This window comes from Salipiger bermudensis HTCC2601 (genome assembly GCF_000153725.1).
Taxonomy (GTDB): Bacteria; Pseudomonadota; Alphaproteobacteria; order Rhodobacterales; family Rhodobacteraceae; genus Salipiger; species Salipiger bermudensis.
In genome coordinates this window covers 2,448,715-2,464,986 of record NZ_DS022276.1, presented here as the reverse complement: position 1 = coordinate 2,464,986, position 16,272 = coordinate 2,448,715, and the positions used below count along the sequence as shown (strand labels likewise).

The window sequence follows — 16,272 nt, the reverse complement described above, 5'->3', positions numbered from 1 at the left end:
TTCGAAACTCAGTACTTCAAACCAGTACACGGATAGCAGGGCTCATCCCCAGATTGTCTTCCTCGGCCGAAGAGGCTGTGCTGCGAAATGATGAAGAATGTTAAGTTTGGTTAACAATTTTCTCACGATCTCCATAAAAGAGCTATGCTCCGGCGCGCTACCCGACGCTCCGAAATGCAGTGTATTTCGGACAGGCAATTTGCCCAATTTCGGTTGCAAATTAATACATTGGCCGCTCAAAATCGCACCCGGGACGTTTCCGGGTGCCCGCACACCGAGGTCATGCACATCGATCAACCTAAAGATGAGCTAAACGAGACTGTGGTGTAAGCGCCACGCCGTTCCCCTCCTGCCATGCTGAGTTTGACTGTGAGAGTCCTTCTCCTGTGAAGAGGCAGGATTGGACGGCAAAATGGGCGGCTACCTCGCAGAGACCCTGCGCGCCTTGCTCGACGGTCACCCAAAGAGCCGCATCGACGAACTCATGCCGTGGAACTTCGCGCCCGCGTCAAGCCTGGCCGCGTAGGGCCACTGCAAAGCGCTTACGCTGTGGTCGCACTCTGGGCTTGCGGCACATACTCTATGCCTCCGCAGTTCCCTTAGCCGACAAGGCGATCAGCTGATCGCCTTGTCGATGAAGCCCAGTGTGGAGGCGTTTTCGGTCAGCGTTCTGACCTTCGACCGATCTAGCCCAGAGGGAACCTCCGCGTCGATCTCCAGTCGCAACGTGACCTCAGCTCCAGGGACCGTTGTCAGCTGCTCCACGATCGCCTCAACAATTTGGGCCATGTCTCTGGCAGGGCGGTCAGCTGAAATCATCACAGTGCCTTGGAACCTCGTTGGGTCTTTGGGCGCTTCTGGGGCTGGACTTGCTGGGCCCGTAGAGCCGCCTTCACGTTCTCCGTCGACCGTAGTTGGCGAGATTGGGGAACCAGACGAAGTTACCGATGTGCTGGTAGTGCTCTCCGCCTGAGCCGGCACTTGTTTTGCTCTCGCGGCTTCAGCAACAGTTGGCCTTACAATGACGCTGTCAGCGTCAATCGAGACGGCCGCGCTTCCAGCGCTTTCGATGGAAAGACCACGATATTCGCTCTGAGCTTCATCATAAGTTTCAGCATACCCGAAGGGGCCCGCCACCATTTGCGCAATTGAGGAGCGAACGCAGCGGATGAGAGTTTCCCGGTCTTTCAACCTTGGTAGATAAGTGTACCGATTCAGGTATTCCCACAGGTCCTTGAGGTGCAGGTGGTCGCGATCGTTCCAGATGTATTTTTCCAGCTCGCGGTTCAGGCGCTCCGGACCAATCTCGGGAAGAAGAGCCTCCTCGCTGACGAGCTTCTTGCTTGCCCGGCTCAAGAGGCCATCCTGAGCGGGAATGCGGGCCGATGAGAAGCCGACGTCGGTCTGTGCGCTGTCCTGATACGGATAGATCAGGAAAGCCCATGTTTCCTTGAGCCTCGTCTGAACGGTCTCCTTTGCTTCCTGAGCCTTGTCTTTGGCGAGAGACATCTCGCTGGACTTGAGGTCCAGGCGACCGCTGTTCGCATCTCGAACGATGCCATCCCATGCCAGAAGAGAGCGCATGGCGTCCTTCAGGTTGTCGAGCTGACGGGCGTCCGCAGCCAGGAAGACCAAGGTGTTGCGATAGACGCGTGGCGTTGAACCACGTTGAAGCAGGATGTCCTTCACTTCCGTCATGGCATCCGAGTTGTCTCGACCACTGTGCGGATGCGCCACGCCAAGAACCACGGCACGGACACCGCCTGCCTCATCTGGCACAGCTGCGGAGCTGTCCGGGGCGACTTGGACGGCATCGAAGTTCCCACGATCGGCAATGCCGTTGATGTAGGTGGACAGGGCCTTGTCGATCTCGACCAGGACAAGCGCGTCTTCGAGTTGTCCTGCCCGATCTGCCGCCACTCGGTTGAGGCTTGCGGACATCGAGTACCAGTATCGGCCAAGGTCACCGTGCATGAACTTGGCCTGGTTGGTCAGGCGGCGCAGTGCGTCGCCAAAGATCGCGATCTTCTCTCCGGGCTGCACAACGCCGAGGTTGATCTGCTTGTCGTCGAGCCCCTTGTTTTCCTGAGAGTGCAGCGGGGCCGTTCCCATGAAAACCGTGCGGGCGACGCGGCGCGTGGCCGAGTAGCGGTTCAGGTTCGGTGCAGCTTGGTCGACCCTGTAGGGGGTTGAAGATGTGCCATCGATGTCGCCCGCAATGATCGACTGCCATGAAGGGTCCAGATAGTGCAGAAGCTCGGGCTCCACCCGTTCAGAACTGATGGACACACTGCCCGGCATAATCATGACGGAAGGGTCGCCGGACATCCAAAGCTCATGGATGACTTGGGCCATAAGACGCAGAACACCACGGGTCCGCTGGAATTTCTCAAGCGATCCCCAAGCGGTGTAAAGCTGATCGAACAGGTCCGGGTGGATCGGATAGGCCTTCTCCAGCTTCCGGCGGTAGTCTTCATCGGCGCAGCCGTGCGGGAAGTCGTTCGGATTCTCTCGGTAGAGCTTCGCGAACTGCTTCAGCGTATTGTCGCGATGCAGGTACTTGTCGCCGGGAATTTCCCGGAATAGGCGCCGCCGGACGATCTCGTAGCTTTCTTCCTGTGAAGCCGGTCGCCAGGAGCTTTCAACTCGGCTGAAGGTCTGTTTCAGACGGGCCAGAGCTTCCTGCCCACCCTCACCGCCGACCTCGATCTGAGAGGCAGGCAATGAGGCGACCAGCAGCGTTTGTGGTGCGGCTTTCACCGCCTCGGTGAGCGCCTGAACAAAGGACAGGTTCGCGTCAAACGACCCGGACGGCAGCCCCTCGATCTTGTAGATCTGGCGCAGGTAGGCGACCCATTCGTCGATCAGGATCAGGCAAGGCGAGAACTTGTTGAAGATCTCTTCCAGAAGGTTCGATCCAGGCGCGATACCGCGGGCATCGTTTTCCGCGATCATGTCGAAGCCAGCCTGACCGCCAAGCTGCCATGCCAGCTCGCCCCAGGTTGTCTTGATGACCTGTCCACCTTCCAGGGTGATGACGTCCTGTGGTCCGCGCGACGTCCCGACCAGCACGGCGCGATTGACATTCTCGGGAACATCCAGCCCGTTGCGCGACAGCAGCTGGTCGAGGCCCGGCAGATCGCCGACACGGGTTTGCCCAGCCATGTGATAGAGCGCTAGCATCGAGTGCGTCTTGCCGCCACCGAAGTTGGTTTGCAGCTCAACCACCGGATCACCACCAGCCCCGGACAGGCGCTTGGCCGCGCCTTTGATTAGGGCGCTCAGGCCTTCTGTCAGGTAGGTCCGGCTGAAGAACTCGCGCGGGTCACAGTATTCCTGCGCCGCCGTGCCCTTATGGACCTTGGCAAGGTCCGCTGCGAACTCTGCCTGCTGGAACTCGCCGGTCGCCACGTCCTGATGCGGCTCCACCACTTCGCGCCAAGGAAGAAGACCCGAAATAGTCTCGGTCGAGATGGTTGTGACGCTGCTCTTCTTGCGCTCCTCGTTCCGGGCAAGCTCGGTGAACTTGGTCCGCAGGATCGACTCCCGCATCTTGCCGATCTCGTCGGCGCTGTCCCCGGCGCTCACCGCGTCGAGTATGCGGCGCATGCTGTCCAGCGCCCGTTCCGCATCGTCATAGGAGAACTTGCCGTCATGGGCGAGCTTGTTGCGGACGTCGATCAGTTCGTTGACGATCGAGCGGTGCGTCCGGTCCAGAACGTCGCGAAACGCCTCGTTCCAGAGGCGTTCCATGATCTTCAGAAGCTTCTGCGTGTCGAGGGTGAACTTGCCGTTGGATTCCGGCCGCCACTCTGGGAAGCGCGAGATCACGTCCTGCGGCCATCCCTTGCCCATCCCCGCTTCGAGCCGTTGCATCACGAAGGGCTGAAGGCCCTTCTGCATATGCTCCATTCCCTCGAACACATATTGGCGCGTGCTTTTTGCCATCTCAAATCACCTTCAAATATCCATGCGGGTCTGGCGGTTCTTGTCGGTCACGTGAATCGTGGCCGCCAGCCGGGTCAAATCTGTCCAGACGGCGATCAGGCCGTTGTAGGAGGTCGCCTCCTTCGCATCCTGGCGCTTGTTGCCGCAGACGTCGTAGAGGTAATAGGCAAGGTCCTTGACCGTCTCGGCCCGCTCGCTGCCGATCTTCTTCAGCAGTTCTGCCGCCGCATACTCGCCGTCATTTTCCAGCGTGCGGATCAGGTGCTGGCAGGCCTCCCAGATCGTGAAATGATCATCGGTCTCGGGGTCCCACTCGGGGTCGATCTCGTCGCGTTTGAAGATGCGCACGCTCCCGGCCGAGCTTTCGACGATCCCGGCATGTTTGACGCTTTCGACCGAGATGCCGCGCGCCGTGGCGATGCTGTTGGCGGTGCCATACTCGCCCTTGTCGAACCCGTGCTGCTGGAACCAGGTCGCGGTGAAGCGCGTCTCGGCATCGAACTCACCATGCAGGTCGTTCAGGAACTCGTCGAGCTCGGTATTGATCAGCTGCAGCGCGGTCTTGACCGTCATTGCGCTGTCATCAGCCTCTAGCACCGCCTTGTAGCGAGAGAAGACGCCCATGCCGGGGCCGATGGCGGATTGCGGCATGTCCGCGGGTGATACGTTGGCTGCTTGGAGTTCGGCGATAGCAGGTGGCAGCTCCCTCTTTAAAGCGCGAATGAACTCCGCACGTGTGATGCGTTCTGAGGTGCCGTCTTTCTTACGACAGACCAGCACGACTGAATTTGCTAGTGCGTTTGAACCCGAAGCAATCATTCGGTTTGCAAGCTCAGTCCGCATTGGCCAGGTTCCGACAACCGCAAAACCAGCATCGATCACTGCCTGCAAAAAGGTCGCCCAACCTGTGGAACTGACGCCTTCGGATTCGACTTCTCTTTGCTTGAATGCATAGTAGATTGTAGCTGGAAAGTCCTTCGGACTGACCGCTGCCATGCGTGAGATCGCATCTGTCATGCCTGAGAGGAAGTAAGCCTCTGCTTCTGACTTTCCGCCATGTCGGTATTGAGATGCAATAAGCTCGTCAGCCTTTGGCGTGGCGATAACGCCAAAAATTTCGGGATAAATGGAGGCGAGCGCTCTCTTTAACCAGACATAGAAGAAGTCAGAAAGCTCAGCATATCCGATATTGTCGTAGTATGGGGGATCGGTGGAAATCACGCATGACTTTCTGGGATCTATATGTCGGGCATCGATTTGTGAAATCGTTCCGATGTTTGCAGCGTTGCTGATAACGCCCTTCGCTGTGTAGTCCAGAGAGTTCTTGAAGCTGCCTGATTGAGAAGAAAATGGATTGGTCTCAGTAAAGTCCCAAGTCATTGGAAGAGCTTGCCGGGAAAAGGTATTCCTTGTTTTGGTCCCCCATGTAGGGCCGCCTGCATCCCAGGTGCAAATTGTGCTCATGCGATCAGCCTGACTGCTAACTACAAACCCAAGATAAACTCCGATTGCTTCAGCGTATGCTTTGCTGCCGTCTCCTCCCTGTCCTAGTCCCTTATGGTCATCGCCGACTTTGGCAATTTTCGCGTCGCGCTCCGCCTGATCACAAGCTTCCTTCACCAGATCGCAGAAGGTAACCAGAGACGTAAGCTGCCGATCAAGAAACAAGTCCCCGATCGTCGTGAGGCCATATGCCGGAGTATTGAAATTTCTGGGATTATCCGGGAGCCGAACTTCTGGCCTCCACGCTGGGTCAATAGTATGCACGATCTTCTCGTGACCCACAGGCGGCGAGATAAAGGCTCTTCCTTTTGACCCTTCCGCAACCACTGCCATGAGCGCCTCCGAGAACCCCGATGAACGCCCCACATCGCGAATGTAGTCGTATGATATTGGCGTTCCGGATAGCAAACATGTGAAGCCTTGGCGCTTTCCCGCAGCTGTGCCCTTCTTGGCCGCCGCGATTTCTTCTTTCGTCCCACCAAGTCTTACCTGGAACTTTACCTCCTTATTGTCGCGGTCCACAATTGGCTCAATCCAAGCCTCTTGGCCTTTTTTAGCGCTTAGCAAGAAGGTCGAAGCAAGAGGCACCCTTGAACCTTTAAACGCGGGATCAGGGCTTGGCACAGTTCTTGCCCAGATCCATGCTATTGCTGTCGCCTTGCCGCCACCGTATTGACTCGGCAGATCCACCTTTGGGTAGAGATGCCCGATGCGCTCCCACGCCTTTTCCCACATCCATTCGCCGTAGTATCTCACGTCCTCCGCCAACCCTTCGGCGTTGCGGTAATGGTTGCGCTCCTTCATCCCCGGATGGATCGGCTCCATGTCCTTGAATTTAGGCGGGATCTCGATCATCGCCTTGCCGATCATCACCGCCACAGGGTTCAGGTCCGATCCATAGGCGGGTAGACCCAGCCGCTGCGCCTCCAGCGGAATCGACCCACCACCCGAAAACGGGTCATAGACCGGCGGCAGCTCACCCCCGCAGCTGCGTCGGATTTCCGCCCGCGCGCGCTCCAGGACTTCTTCGTTGGTCGAGTTCTCCCATTTCACCAGCTCTTCGATGATCTGGAACAGGCGCTTGCGTTCAGCCTCTACCGCCTCTTCGGTCGGGAACTGATCCGGGTGGCTGGACGGGTCATCCACCAGCTGCGCAAACAGCACCGCCCGACACGCCGCCAACGGCCGCCGCGCCCACCACAGGTGCAGGGTGCTGGGATGCCCATGCCGGATCGACTTCTCCCGCGCCGACGCCGCGTTGATCGCTTCGAGCGGGATCGCGACTTCGATCAGTTTCTTCTTGTAGGTCATTTCGATCCCCTAGTTTATCGCGCGACAAAAAGGGCTTGCAGACCGGGGCCCAGGTTCTGATGCGCCCCTTCTCCCAGCAGGTCTTCAAACATCTCAGCGCTTGTTATTGAACGGATACCCCTGTCCCCGTCGCGATCCAAGGAACTGCGTGGCAGATCTTGTCCAATGGGTATCCCGATCCCGTGTTCCGCGAAAGACGGGTCCATCAAGTCGCGCGCATCCCAACTACGGGCCACAAGGCCTAGGAATTGGTCTAGGGCTTTGTTGTGGAACGCAACTCGTTCGTGCGCCGTGGTCGGGCAAAAGCAGCCAAAGCGCTTACAGGTCTTCTCAATGGCCAAAGATTTCTTTGGACGAGCCTGTGAAAGCGTCGAGGCAACCGCATTAAGGGTGAAAGCAGCTGACTGCGCCGTTTTGGCGACCTCCCTATCAAGAGCCGATGGCGTGCAGCACCAGGCCTCCTTGAACATGCAATCGGAACGAGATGCCGCATGAATGTCCTCAGCTTCTGGAAATACGTAGAACGTGCTTGCAGGGTACCGCTTCTCGACAGAGGTCAGCTTCGTCAGCTGGTCACGTTCGATCTTGATCCGGCTTCCCGATTGAGCTTTGAACTGAAATAGTATCAAGCTGCCGCCGATGCCCAAGACGGCATCGATCCCTTTTCTGCGCTCCTGAGCTTGCGTCAAACCGAACCATTGAGGGTTTCGGTTGAAAGGCGTGATCGCCGCGCTCAGTGCGGCGCAGAACCTGATTTCAAAGCTTTTCTCCGCATATCTGGTAGTCAAGAGAGCTCTCCGGGCGCTACAGCTCGGGCAAGGAGCTTTTTGATGTCAAACTGAATTGCGTTCTGATCGAACGGCGGTTCACGCGAGTCAAGCGCACCGCGGACATACCTCGGGGCTGCGGTGAACCCCTCTTTGACCTGCACGATGGCAAGAATGAACTTCTCGGGCTCGTGGAGCGAGGTGATGATTTCCTGCCTGGTCAGCATTACCGTGTCGGCGCTGTCGATCCGGCCTTTGACCTCGATGAACCGCATGTGGTTGGTGTCGGGGTCGAAGGACGCGATGTCGTAGCCGATCTTGCGGGCCGACACGTCCTCGGGCTCGTTTCCAAGGGCACGTTCGGCGGCCATGACGGCGCTCATCGCCTTCAGCTCGATCGCGCGGCGGGCCTCAGGGTCTTCGGAGAAGCCCTTGGGCTTGGCAGAGCTGCCCTTGCTCAGGAGCAGACCCCTCGGGACCACGACCATGCCGCCACGGACGCGCGGCGGCTGGGACGTGATGACCGTTCTGTTCGATCAGCTCAAGACGCGACGCAAGCGTTCGGCCAGGTCCTCCGCCCGGCGCTCTGCATGCGCCAGTTGATCGGACCTTCTTGCCGCCTTTTCCTCTTCCTTCAGCTCGGCTGCGCGGGAATCCCAATAGTTGATCTCTTTCTTCAGCCGGGCTTTGACCTCGTGCTCGACCTTGTCGATCTCGGGGAGGCGCCGCTCGCGCACTTCGGTGACATGGCCTTGGGCAAGCTCGATGGTCGCGTATTGGACCACGCGCTTTTCCAGGTCTGCCGTGAGCCAGGGGGCGCTGATCTCTGTCTGAACAGAGGCGATCTCTTCCGGTGTCGCAGCCCGCAGGTTCAGATGCGGCGCGATCCCGGCATCATGGATTTCGCCTGCCTGATTGACCGTCGCGAACTGAAGCTTCTGCGAGACGAGGTTGGCATTGCCTGCATGACCAGGACGACCGTCCTGAACCGAGTGCTCCAGCAGGAAGAGGGCTTCGACTTCCGTACCGTCGTCGGTGTCGTCGACAAGCACGGCCCCTTGCTTCATCAGATGATCGTTCTGCTCGCGGACGATGCTGATCACCGCGTCCAGCAAGGGGTGCCCGGGATAGACGAAGGCCGCCACCGGCTGCTGGTTGATTTTCGACTTCTCGAAGCAGATCCGTTCGTACTTCTTCTGGATCGGTGCGCCACCACCGATCTGACGGTCCCGTTCCCTGATGATGAGCGGGACGTGGGTAATTTCCCAACGGCCTTCCTCGCGTCGCTTGATTTGCCCGCCGAGACGCTGGAACGCCTCGACGAAGAAGCTCTGGATGTGATGCGGTTGAAGGCGTTGCGCTTCGGCCTTCTCCATCGCGATCCGGAGCTCCTGGACTTGAGCCGCTGGCATCGTGTCGTTGGTGAGTTGCCGTTTCTGGAGAAGGGTCAGAAGGTGGCTCTGATCGACTGCGCCGTCCACTGCCTTGTAGAGGCGAGCCTTCACGTCCTCATCGTCGTTGTACTGGATCGCTTCCAGCAGCAGGTCTCGAAGCGGCCGATCCTCGAAGAGTTCGCCCAGGACGTCATAGACCCGTCCGCCGAGAGCCTCACGGGCGGCTTCCAGCTTTTCTAGCAGGCGCGCGTAGACGTCGCCCTCGCGGGTGTCTTTCGCGACGAGGTTCCAGAGGTGGCAAACTTCGGTTTGCCCGATCCGGTGGATACGGCCAAACCGCTGCTCGATCTTGTTCGGGTTCCACGGCAGGTCATAGTTCACCATCAGATGCCCGCGCTGAAGGTTGACGCCTTCCCCCGCCGCATCGTTGGCAATGAGGACAAGCATATCCCTGTCCTGCATGAAGCGCTCGACGACTTTGCGGCGCTCTTCCCGCGTCACGCCCCCGTAGATCACGTCCACTGCATCAGGTTTTCCGAGGCGCGCGGTCACCTTGTTGCGGAGGTATTCGAGCGTGTCCTTCGGCTCGGTGAAAATGATCAGTTTTCGACGATGCCCGTCAGGATCGAGCATCAGATCATCATCAAGGATCTTGTCGAGTTGCTGCCATTTGGTGTCGTGCCCGGAATGCAGGACACGAAGGGCCATGCCCTCCAGACCTTTCAGAGTTTCAACCTCGATCTCTAGCTGCTCAGCCGTCTCGGCACTGGTAGCGCTGGTCGAGATCAGGTCTTCCATCTCGTCGATTTCGTCCTGACCATACTCATCCATATTGGTCAGCAGGTCTTGGTTGACCTTGGGCTGTGCGAAGCCCGCCCGGTCACTTTTGGCCGCAAGCCGCACTTCGCTTAGCTCTGCCTCAAGCCGTTCCCGGCGACGCTTCAGGGACTGGTAGATTGCAGCAGGGCTTGAGGCCAAGCGCCGCTGAAGGATCTGCAGCGCGAAGCCGACGTTGTTCTTCTTGCGCCCATCGGTTTCGGCGAACCGCAAGACGCGGTTCATCTCGTCACGGACGTAGTCCGTCACGGCGGTATAAAGTTCAGCCTCTTCAGGGGAGAGGTCGTATTTGACTGTGTAGGCTCGACGCTCTGGGAAGAGCGGGCGACCGTCAAACCGCAGCAGCTCTTCCTTGGTCAGACGGCGCATCATGTCCTCAACGTCAGCGACATGGACACCGTCCCGGAAGCGACCTTCGAACCGGTCGCCGTCCAGGAGAGCCATGAAGAGCTGGAAGTCGCGTTCTTTGCCGTTGTGCGGTGTGGCCGACATCAGCAGGAAGTGACGGCAGACCTGCCCCAGTTTCTGCCCAAGCTGGTAGCGCTTGGTGTACTTCGCCTCACTGCCAAAGAATGTCGCGGACATTCGATGGGCTTCGTCGGCGATGATCAGGTCCCATTCGCTCGACTTGAGAAGCTTTTCCTGAAGCTCTTCGTTGCGCGCTAGGACATCTAGGCGAGCAATCATCCTGTTGCAGTCGTTGAAGGTATTTCCGGAGCGGGAGCTCTCGATCATGTCCCTGCTCAGGATGTCGAACTCCAACCCGAATTTCTCTCCAAGTTCATCTTGCCACTGTTCGACCAGACTACCCGGTGCGACCACCAGGCATCTTTCGAGATCGCTGCGGGCGATAAGCTCCTTGATCAAAAGGCCAGACATGATGGTCTTCCCGGCACCGGGATCGTCGGCCAGCAGGAAGCGCAACGGTTGCCGTGGCAGCATTTCCCCATAGACCGCAGAAATCTGGTGAGGAAGAGGATCGACCTTGCTGGTATGGATCGCGAGATAGGGGTCGAAGAAATGGGCCAGTTTGATGCGGTTTGCCTCGGTCACCAGGCGCAAGAGAGCGCCATCGGCATCGAATGACCAATTCCGACCTGCGGATTGGACATCGAGGCGATGTTCATCGTCGCGATAGATCGTCGTCTCAGCGACCGATCCGCTCGACTGTCGATATACGACGTTGACAGCTTGGTTGCCGATCCATTCGACAGAGACCACTTCCACGGCACCGCCGAGCATAACGCCAGAGACACGCCCGCCAGGTTTGATGTCTTCAAGTTTTGTCATGGTGACTGACGTCCAGCGTAATATTGCCTTGAGGTGTGAAATTGCACGCTGCTTTCATCACACAACTCCGATCTGCTACGAAGTTCGGGAGTGCGTGCTGCTCCACCCCGAAAAGGCCCAGCTGAACGCCGCCATGGCTGCCTGAAATTGCGCTGCAGGCGCTGAAAGTGCGCTACAAGCAACAGCCGAACCTTCGTGAATTTGGGCACGCCCTTGGCCGTCGGGTCGTAGCCTGACGTCCTGAGAAAGGGCTCCTTTGTGTGCATCGGCGAATAGGTGCGAAAGCCAGTATAGGGCTCTTCCGCGAGGCTGTCTCGGCAGGACACGCAGCTGTGCGGCGTGATGCATATGAGCAAGACAGCTGTTTCATCGGCGCTGGCAGGGCCCGTCCCCGGCGGGACCAGACCGCAGGCCAGATCTCAAAGAGCTGATTGCGAATGTCGTATGTTTGCATTTGCGTCTCGGCTTGGATTGAATCGAGGCTATCCGGGGCAGCGTTGGAGTTGCAACCCGTTGACTATTGACACCATCTGTCGCACGGGCCCGGACCGGATCCACCAAAACCAGACGGATGTCCTGACTGCTCTCGATACCCCGCATGTATCATCAAGCCGCTTCGTAAACATCAGGGAGGAGGTGAGTTGTTCAAGGACTGCGAGCGGATTGGAGACCCTGTCGGACCAGAATGGGTTCCAGATCTGATCGACGTGGGAGCAGATAGGGCCTGCGAGCATGTGCGCCTCGGATTGATTTGCCGGACCGCACCCCGGGGCGTAGCGGGAGGTGCAACCTGTCACGCCTTCCTTGCCTGTTCGAGCCGCGAGCGATTCTCAGTGAGGCGCGCTGGGCGTTGCATGAAGGTGCGTTCAAGCGCTTTCAGTTTGAGGGGCTTTTAGGCGGGTATCGTCGAAAAATTGCCAATTTATCAAATTAAATCAAAGGCCGGTGGCGGAGGCTCAGGGATTCGAACCCTGGGGACGCTCTCACGCCCAACGGTTTTCAAGACCGCCGCATTCGACCACTCTGCCAAACCTCCGGTCCCGAAGCTCTAGCCCCGCTCACGCGATTCTGAAAGCCGCCACGCGCGGGAAAAACCGCCGATCCGGCATTGCAGGCTTTCCTTGATCTGGCCGAGCCGTTACTCTTGCGCATCAGGGCGGGTGCGCCGCCGGGCGTCCACTCACAGAACCCCGGCACCGGCACATCCCGCTCATCGCGGAACCCGGCACCAAGATCCGGGGCGAGCAGGGGATGCGGGACAGGAGCACCCGCAAGACAGGCATGGGGCAGAACATGGGCAGAGCGTTTTCGAAGCGTCGTGGGGCGGCCTGGCGGGCCGCGTGGCTGTTGACCGGCATGGCGGCACTCGCCGCCTGCGACGATGCCCAGATGCCCGGCTTTCTCAAACCCAAGGACGATGCCAGCGCCAGCGGCGAGACCGTCAGCCGCGCGGCGCAGAGCGTAGAGCGCGACATCGAGGCGCCCGACGTGTTCCACGCCACCGAGGCCGGCCTGTGGGACGGGCGCCCGTCGCTCGGCGGCGTCTGGGTTGCCCACCCCGAGGTGAGCGAACCCGAGCGCGTCATCATCCGCAACCAGCAGAACGGCCAGTTCGTCATCGGCGCGCTGTTCCGCCGCGAGCGGCAGTCCCCCGGCCCGCGCCTTCAGGTCTCGTCCGATGCCGCCGCGGCACTCGGCATGCTGGCCGGCGCCCCGACCAATCTCGACGTGATCGCCCTGCGCCGCGAGGAGGTTCCCGCCGAGGACGCCCCCGCTGCAACCCCAGACGAGGCCGCAATGATCGCCGCCGCGCCCGATGTGACCGAGGGCACGCTCGACCCGGTGGCCGCCAGCGCAGCAGCGGCGCTCGACGGTGCCGCCGGCATCCCCGCGCCCGGAGCCGAGGTTGCCGCCGCGACCACCACCGCGGCCCCGGCAGCCTCCCCTGCCCCGCAACCGAAGCCGCCGGCGAAACCCGCCTCGAGCCTCGACAAGCCCTATCTCCAGATCGGCATCTTCAGCATCGAGCAGAACGCCGAGAACACCGCCACCGCCATGCGTCAGCAGGGCATGGTGCCGACGGTGCGCAAGCAGGAAAGCTCCGGCAAGACCTTCTGGCGCGTCATCGTGGGCCCGGCCCAGACCGCAGCCGAACGCGCCGAGCTGCTGACCAAGATCAAGGCCTCCGGCTTCACCGACGCCTACGCCGTCACCAACTGATCCGTCCCGGCCCGCGCGGCCCGGGGCGCACAAGGACGAGGACCCGCACATGATCCCGACCCGTTCCCTGCGCCGGATGCTGGCCGCCGCCTCCGCGGTGGCGCTGCTCGCCACCCAGGCCGGCGCCTTCGACACCAGCGCCCGTGCCGCCTTCGTGCTCGACTACACCACCGGCACCGTGCTGATGGCCAAGAACGCCGACGAGGCCCTGCCGCCGGCGTCGATGTCGAAGCTGATGACGCTCTACATGGCCTTCGAGGCGGTCCGCGACGGCCGGCTGCAGCTTGATGAGCGCCTGCCGGTGTCGCAGCACGCCATGTCCTACGGCGGCTCGACGATGTTTCTCAACACCACCGACCGGGTGGCGGTCGAGGACCTGCTGCGCGGCATCATCGTGCTGTCGGGCAACGATGCCTGCGCGGTGATCGCCGAGGCGCTCTCGCCCAACGGCACCGAGGCCGGCTTTGCCGAGCTGATGACCCGCCGCGCCCAGCAGCTCGGAATGACCAACTCGACCTTCGAGAATGCCAGCGGCTGGCCGGCGCCGAACCACCGCATGTCGGTGCGAGACCTGACGCTCCTGGCGACCCGGATCATCGAGGACTTCCCCGAGTTCTACCCGATCTTCGCCGAGCGCCGCTTCGAGTTCGACGGCCGTGCCCCCTCGAACGTCAACAACCGCAACCCGCTCCTGCGCCTCGACATCGGCGCCGACGGGCTCAAGACCGGCCACACCCAGGAGGCCGGCTACGGGCTGGTGGGCTCGGCCGAGCAGGACGGCCGCCGGGTGATCTTCACCATCAGCGGGCTCGACAGCGAGCGCGCCCGCGCCGAGGAAGCGGAATCGATCGTCAACTGGGCGTTCCGGCAGTTCGCTGAACGCACCCTCGTCGAACAGGGCACCGCGGTGGCGCAGGCCGAGGTCTGGCTCGGCGCCGAGGACAGCGTCGGGCTGGTCGCCGAGGAGGACGTCACGCTTCTGGTGCCGGTGACCCCGGGCACCATGCTCGAGGCAGAGGTGGTCTATACCGGCCCGCTCAAGGCGCCGATCAGCGCCGGGCAGCAGCTCGCCGAACTGATCATCCGCCCCGAGGGCCTGCCCGAGCACCGCGTGCCGCTCTTCGCCGAGCATGCCGTGGCCGGCGGCGGCTTCGGCAAGCGCATGATGGTGGTCAGCCAGGCGCTTCTCAGCCGCCTCAACGACAGCTCCGGGGAGGCGATGTGACCGGCGGCACGGGGCTGTTCATCAGCTTCGAGGGCATCGACGGGTCCGGCAAGTCCACACAGGCGCGGCTCCTCGCCGAACATCTGCGCAGCACGGGCCGCGAGGTCGTTCTGACCCGCGAGCCCGGCGGCTCGCCCGGTGCCGAGGAAATCCGTGCACTGGTGCTGCAGGGCGATCCCGAGCGCTGGTCCGCCGAGACCGAACTGCTGCTGTTCACCGCCGCGCGGCGCGATCATCTCGAGCGCACCATCCGCCCGGCGCTGGCGCGCGGCGCCACGGTGATCTGCGACCGCTTCGCTGATTCCACCCGCATGTACCAGGGCCTGTCGCGCGGCGACCTGCGCGGCGCGGTCGATACGCTGCACGCCCTGATGATCGGGGTCGAGCCCGACCTCACCCTGCTCATCGACATGGACCCCGAGGCCGCTCTGGCCCGCGCCAAGGCCCGCGCCACCGCCGAGGAGCGCTTCGAGGATTTCGGCCTGCCGCTGCAACAGAAGATGCGCGCGGGTTTTCTCGCGCTGGCCGCCGAGTTCTCCGGCCGTTTCCGCATCGTCGACGGCAACCGCGCCCCGGAAGCGGTGGCGCAGGATGTGCGGGCCGCGCTACAAGCGCAGGCATGAGCGAGACCGAGATTCCCCAGCCCGACCGCGTCGAGGGCGCGCCGCACCCGCGCGAGACCGTGCGACTGTTCGGCCAGGACAGGGCGGAGCAGGATTTCCTCACCGCCTACACCACCGGACGGCTGCATCACGGCTGGCTGCTGACCGGGCCGAAGGGGCTGGGCAAGGCGACGCTGGCGTGGCGCATCGCGCGCTTCCTGCTGGCCACGCCGGAACAGGAGGATGACGGGCTTTTCGGCGCGCCTCCGCCGCCCGAAACGCTCGAGATCGGCGCCGACCACCCGGTGATGCGCCGCACGCTGGCGCTGTCCGAGCCGGGGTTGTTCCTGCTGCGCCGGGCCTGGGACGACAAGGCCAAGCGGCTCAAGACCCAGCTGACGGTCGACGAGGTGCGCAAGCTCAAGGGCTTCTTCACCCTGTCCTCGGCCGAAGGCGGACGCCGCGTGGTGATCGTCGACAGCATGGACGAGCTCAACACCAGCGCCGCCAACGCCATCCTCAAACTGCTCGAGGAGCCGCCGGCGCGCACCACGCTGCTGATGGTGGCGCACCAGCCGTCGCGGCTCTTGCCGACGATCCGCTCCCGCTGCCGCGAGCTGCGCCTGGCGCCGCTCGACACCGAGGACATGGCCCGCGCGCTCGGTCAGGCCGGGGCCGAGGTCGCCGCCACCGACGCGCAGGCGCTGGCCGCGCTGTCCTCGGGCTCGGTGGGCGCGGCGATGCGCTTGCTGAACCATGACGGCCTCAAGCTCTACGCGGATCTGGTGCACACCGTCGGCACCCTGCCCCGCCTTGACCGTCCGCGCGCCATCGCGCTCGGCGACAGCACGGCAGGCAAGGCCAACGAGGCACGGCTCGACCTGACGCTGACACTGATGGACACGCTGCTTGCCCGGCTCGCCCGCACCGGCGTCACCGGTACGCCCCCTGCCCCCGAGGCCGCGCCGGGAGAAGCCGCCATGCTGGCGCGCCTCTCTCCCGACCCGGCCACCGGCCGCGCCTGGGCGCAGCTGGCGCAAGAGGCCGGCGACCGGGCCCGCCACGCGCGCGCCGTCAATGTCGATCCCGCCGCGCTGGTGCTCGACATGATCCTGCAACTGCACAAGGTCGCCTGACCGCCCTGTCCCGGCGTCGCGCAGGTGGCCATCCCGGAC

Annotated in this window: 10 protein-coding genes and 1 tRNA gene; 5 read left to right on the top strand and 6 right to left on the bottom strand. The window is 61.7% G+C overall.

The window, feature by feature from the left end:
* Nucleotides 1-400: 400 nt before the first annotated feature.
* Nucleotides 401-526: a transposase domain-containing protein gene (locus R2601_RS26995; RefSeq protein ID WP_195903848.1), complete on the top strand. Its 126-nt coding sequence runs from the start codon at nucleotides 401-403 to the stop codon at nucleotides 524-526.
* 89 nt (nucleotides 527-615) lie between these two features.
* Here the strand turns inward: R2601_RS26995 and R2601_RS11735 are convergent, their stop codons facing one another.
* From R2601_RS11735 to R2601_RS11715, 6 genes are all read right to left on the bottom strand, one after another.
* Nucleotides 616-3,948, bottom strand: a complete 3,333-nt coding sequence (locus R2601_RS11735) for a DUF499 family protein (RefSeq protein WP_007798461.1) — start codon at nucleotides 3,946-3,948, stop codon at nucleotides 616-618.
* A 12-nt stretch (nucleotides 3,949-3,960) separates the two neighbouring features.
* Nucleotides 3,961-6,762, bottom strand: coding sequence for a DUF1156 domain-containing protein (locus R2601_RS11730; protein WP_040544645.1), 2,802 nt, complete (start codon nucleotides 6,760-6,762; stop codon nucleotides 3,961-3,963).
* 14 nt (nucleotides 6,763-6,776) lie between these two features.
* Nucleotides 6,777-7,550, bottom strand: a complete 774-nt coding sequence (locus tag R2601_RS11725) for a hypothetical protein (protein WP_007798455.1) — start codon at nucleotides 7,548-7,550, stop codon at nucleotides 6,777-6,779.
* Nucleotides 7,547-8,017 carry a protein NO VEIN domain-containing protein gene (locus R2601_RS27305; protein ID WP_007798453.1) on the bottom strand — a complete coding sequence of 157 codons (471 nt, stop codon included), beginning with the start codon at nucleotides 8,015-8,017 and terminating at the stop codon, nucleotides 7,547-7,549. Before R2601_RS27305 ends, R2601_RS11725 begins: the two co-directional genes overlap by 4 nt.
* Before the next feature lie 48 nt (nucleotides 8,018-8,065).
* Nucleotides 8,066-11,050: a DEAD/DEAH box helicase gene (locus R2601_RS11720; RefSeq protein ID WP_254656050.1), complete on the bottom strand. Its 2,985-nt coding sequence runs from the start codon at nucleotides 11,048-11,050 to the stop codon at nucleotides 8,066-8,068.
* A gap of 946 nt (nucleotides 11,051-11,996) precedes the next feature.
* A tRNA-Ser gene (locus R2601_RS11715) sits at nucleotides 11,997-12,086 on the bottom strand.
* Nucleotides 12,087-12,343: 257 nt separating this feature from the next.
* Here R2601_RS11715 and R2601_RS11710 point away from each other — a divergent pair.
* The 4 genes from R2601_RS11710 to R2601_RS11695 are packed head-to-tail and all read left to right on the top strand — an operon-like array spanning nucleotide 12,344 to nucleotide 16,233.
* A complete protein-coding gene (locus tag R2601_RS11710; RefSeq protein ID WP_050768447.1) occupies nucleotides 12,344-13,270 on the top strand; it encodes an SPOR domain-containing protein in 927 nt (308 codons plus the stop codon).
* A gap of 49 nt (nucleotides 13,271-13,319) precedes the next feature.
* Entirely contained in the window at nucleotides 13,320-14,495 is a 1,176-nt protein-coding gene (locus R2601_RS11705; protein ID WP_007798444.1) for a D-alanyl-D-alanine carboxypeptidase family protein, read from the top strand.
* Nucleotides 14,492-15,118: a dTMP kinase gene (gene tmk / locus R2601_RS11700; RefSeq protein ID WP_007798441.1), complete on the top strand. Its 627-nt coding sequence runs from the start codon at nucleotides 14,492-14,494 to the stop codon at nucleotides 15,116-15,118. The genes R2601_RS11705 and tmk overlap by 4 nt, the downstream gene beginning before the upstream one ends.
* Nucleotides 15,115-16,233, top strand: a complete 1,119-nt coding sequence (locus R2601_RS11695) for a DNA polymerase III subunit delta' (RefSeq protein WP_007798439.1) — start codon at nucleotides 15,115-15,117, stop codon at nucleotides 16,231-16,233. The genes tmk and R2601_RS11695 overlap by 4 nt, the downstream gene beginning before the upstream one ends.
* Nucleotides 16,234-16,272: the final 39 nt, after the last annotated feature.

Excerpts from the sequence above, each read along its gene's own strand:
- R2601_RS11705 (WP_007798444.1), top strand. The coding sequence starts at position 13,320 with ATGATCCCGACCCGTTCCCTGCGCCGGATGCTGGCCGCCGCCTCCGCG.
- R2601_RS11720 (WP_254656050.1), bottom strand. The coding sequence starts at position 11,050 with ATGACAAAACTTGAAGACATCAAACCTGGCGGGCGTGTCTCTGGCGTT.
- R2601_RS11735 (WP_007798461.1), bottom strand. The coding sequence starts at position 3,948 with ATGGCAAAAAGCACGCGCCAATATGTGTTCGAGGGAATGGAGCATATG.
- R2601_RS11710 (WP_050768447.1), top strand. The coding sequence starts at position 12,344 with ATGGGCAGAGCGTTTTCGAAGCGTCGTGGGGCGGCCTGGCGGGCCGCG.
- R2601_RS11695 (WP_007798439.1), top strand. The coding sequence starts at position 15,115 with ATGAGCGAGACCGAGATTCCCCAGCCCGACCGCGTCGAGGGCGCGCCG.
- R2601_RS11730 (WP_040544645.1), bottom strand. The coding sequence starts at position 6,762 with ATGACCTACAAGAAGAAACTGATCGAAGTCGCGATCCCGCTCGAAGCG.
- R2601_RS27305 (WP_007798453.1), bottom strand. The coding sequence starts at position 8,017 with ATGGTCGTGGTCCCGAGGGGTCTGCTCCTGAGCAAGGGCAGCTCTGCC.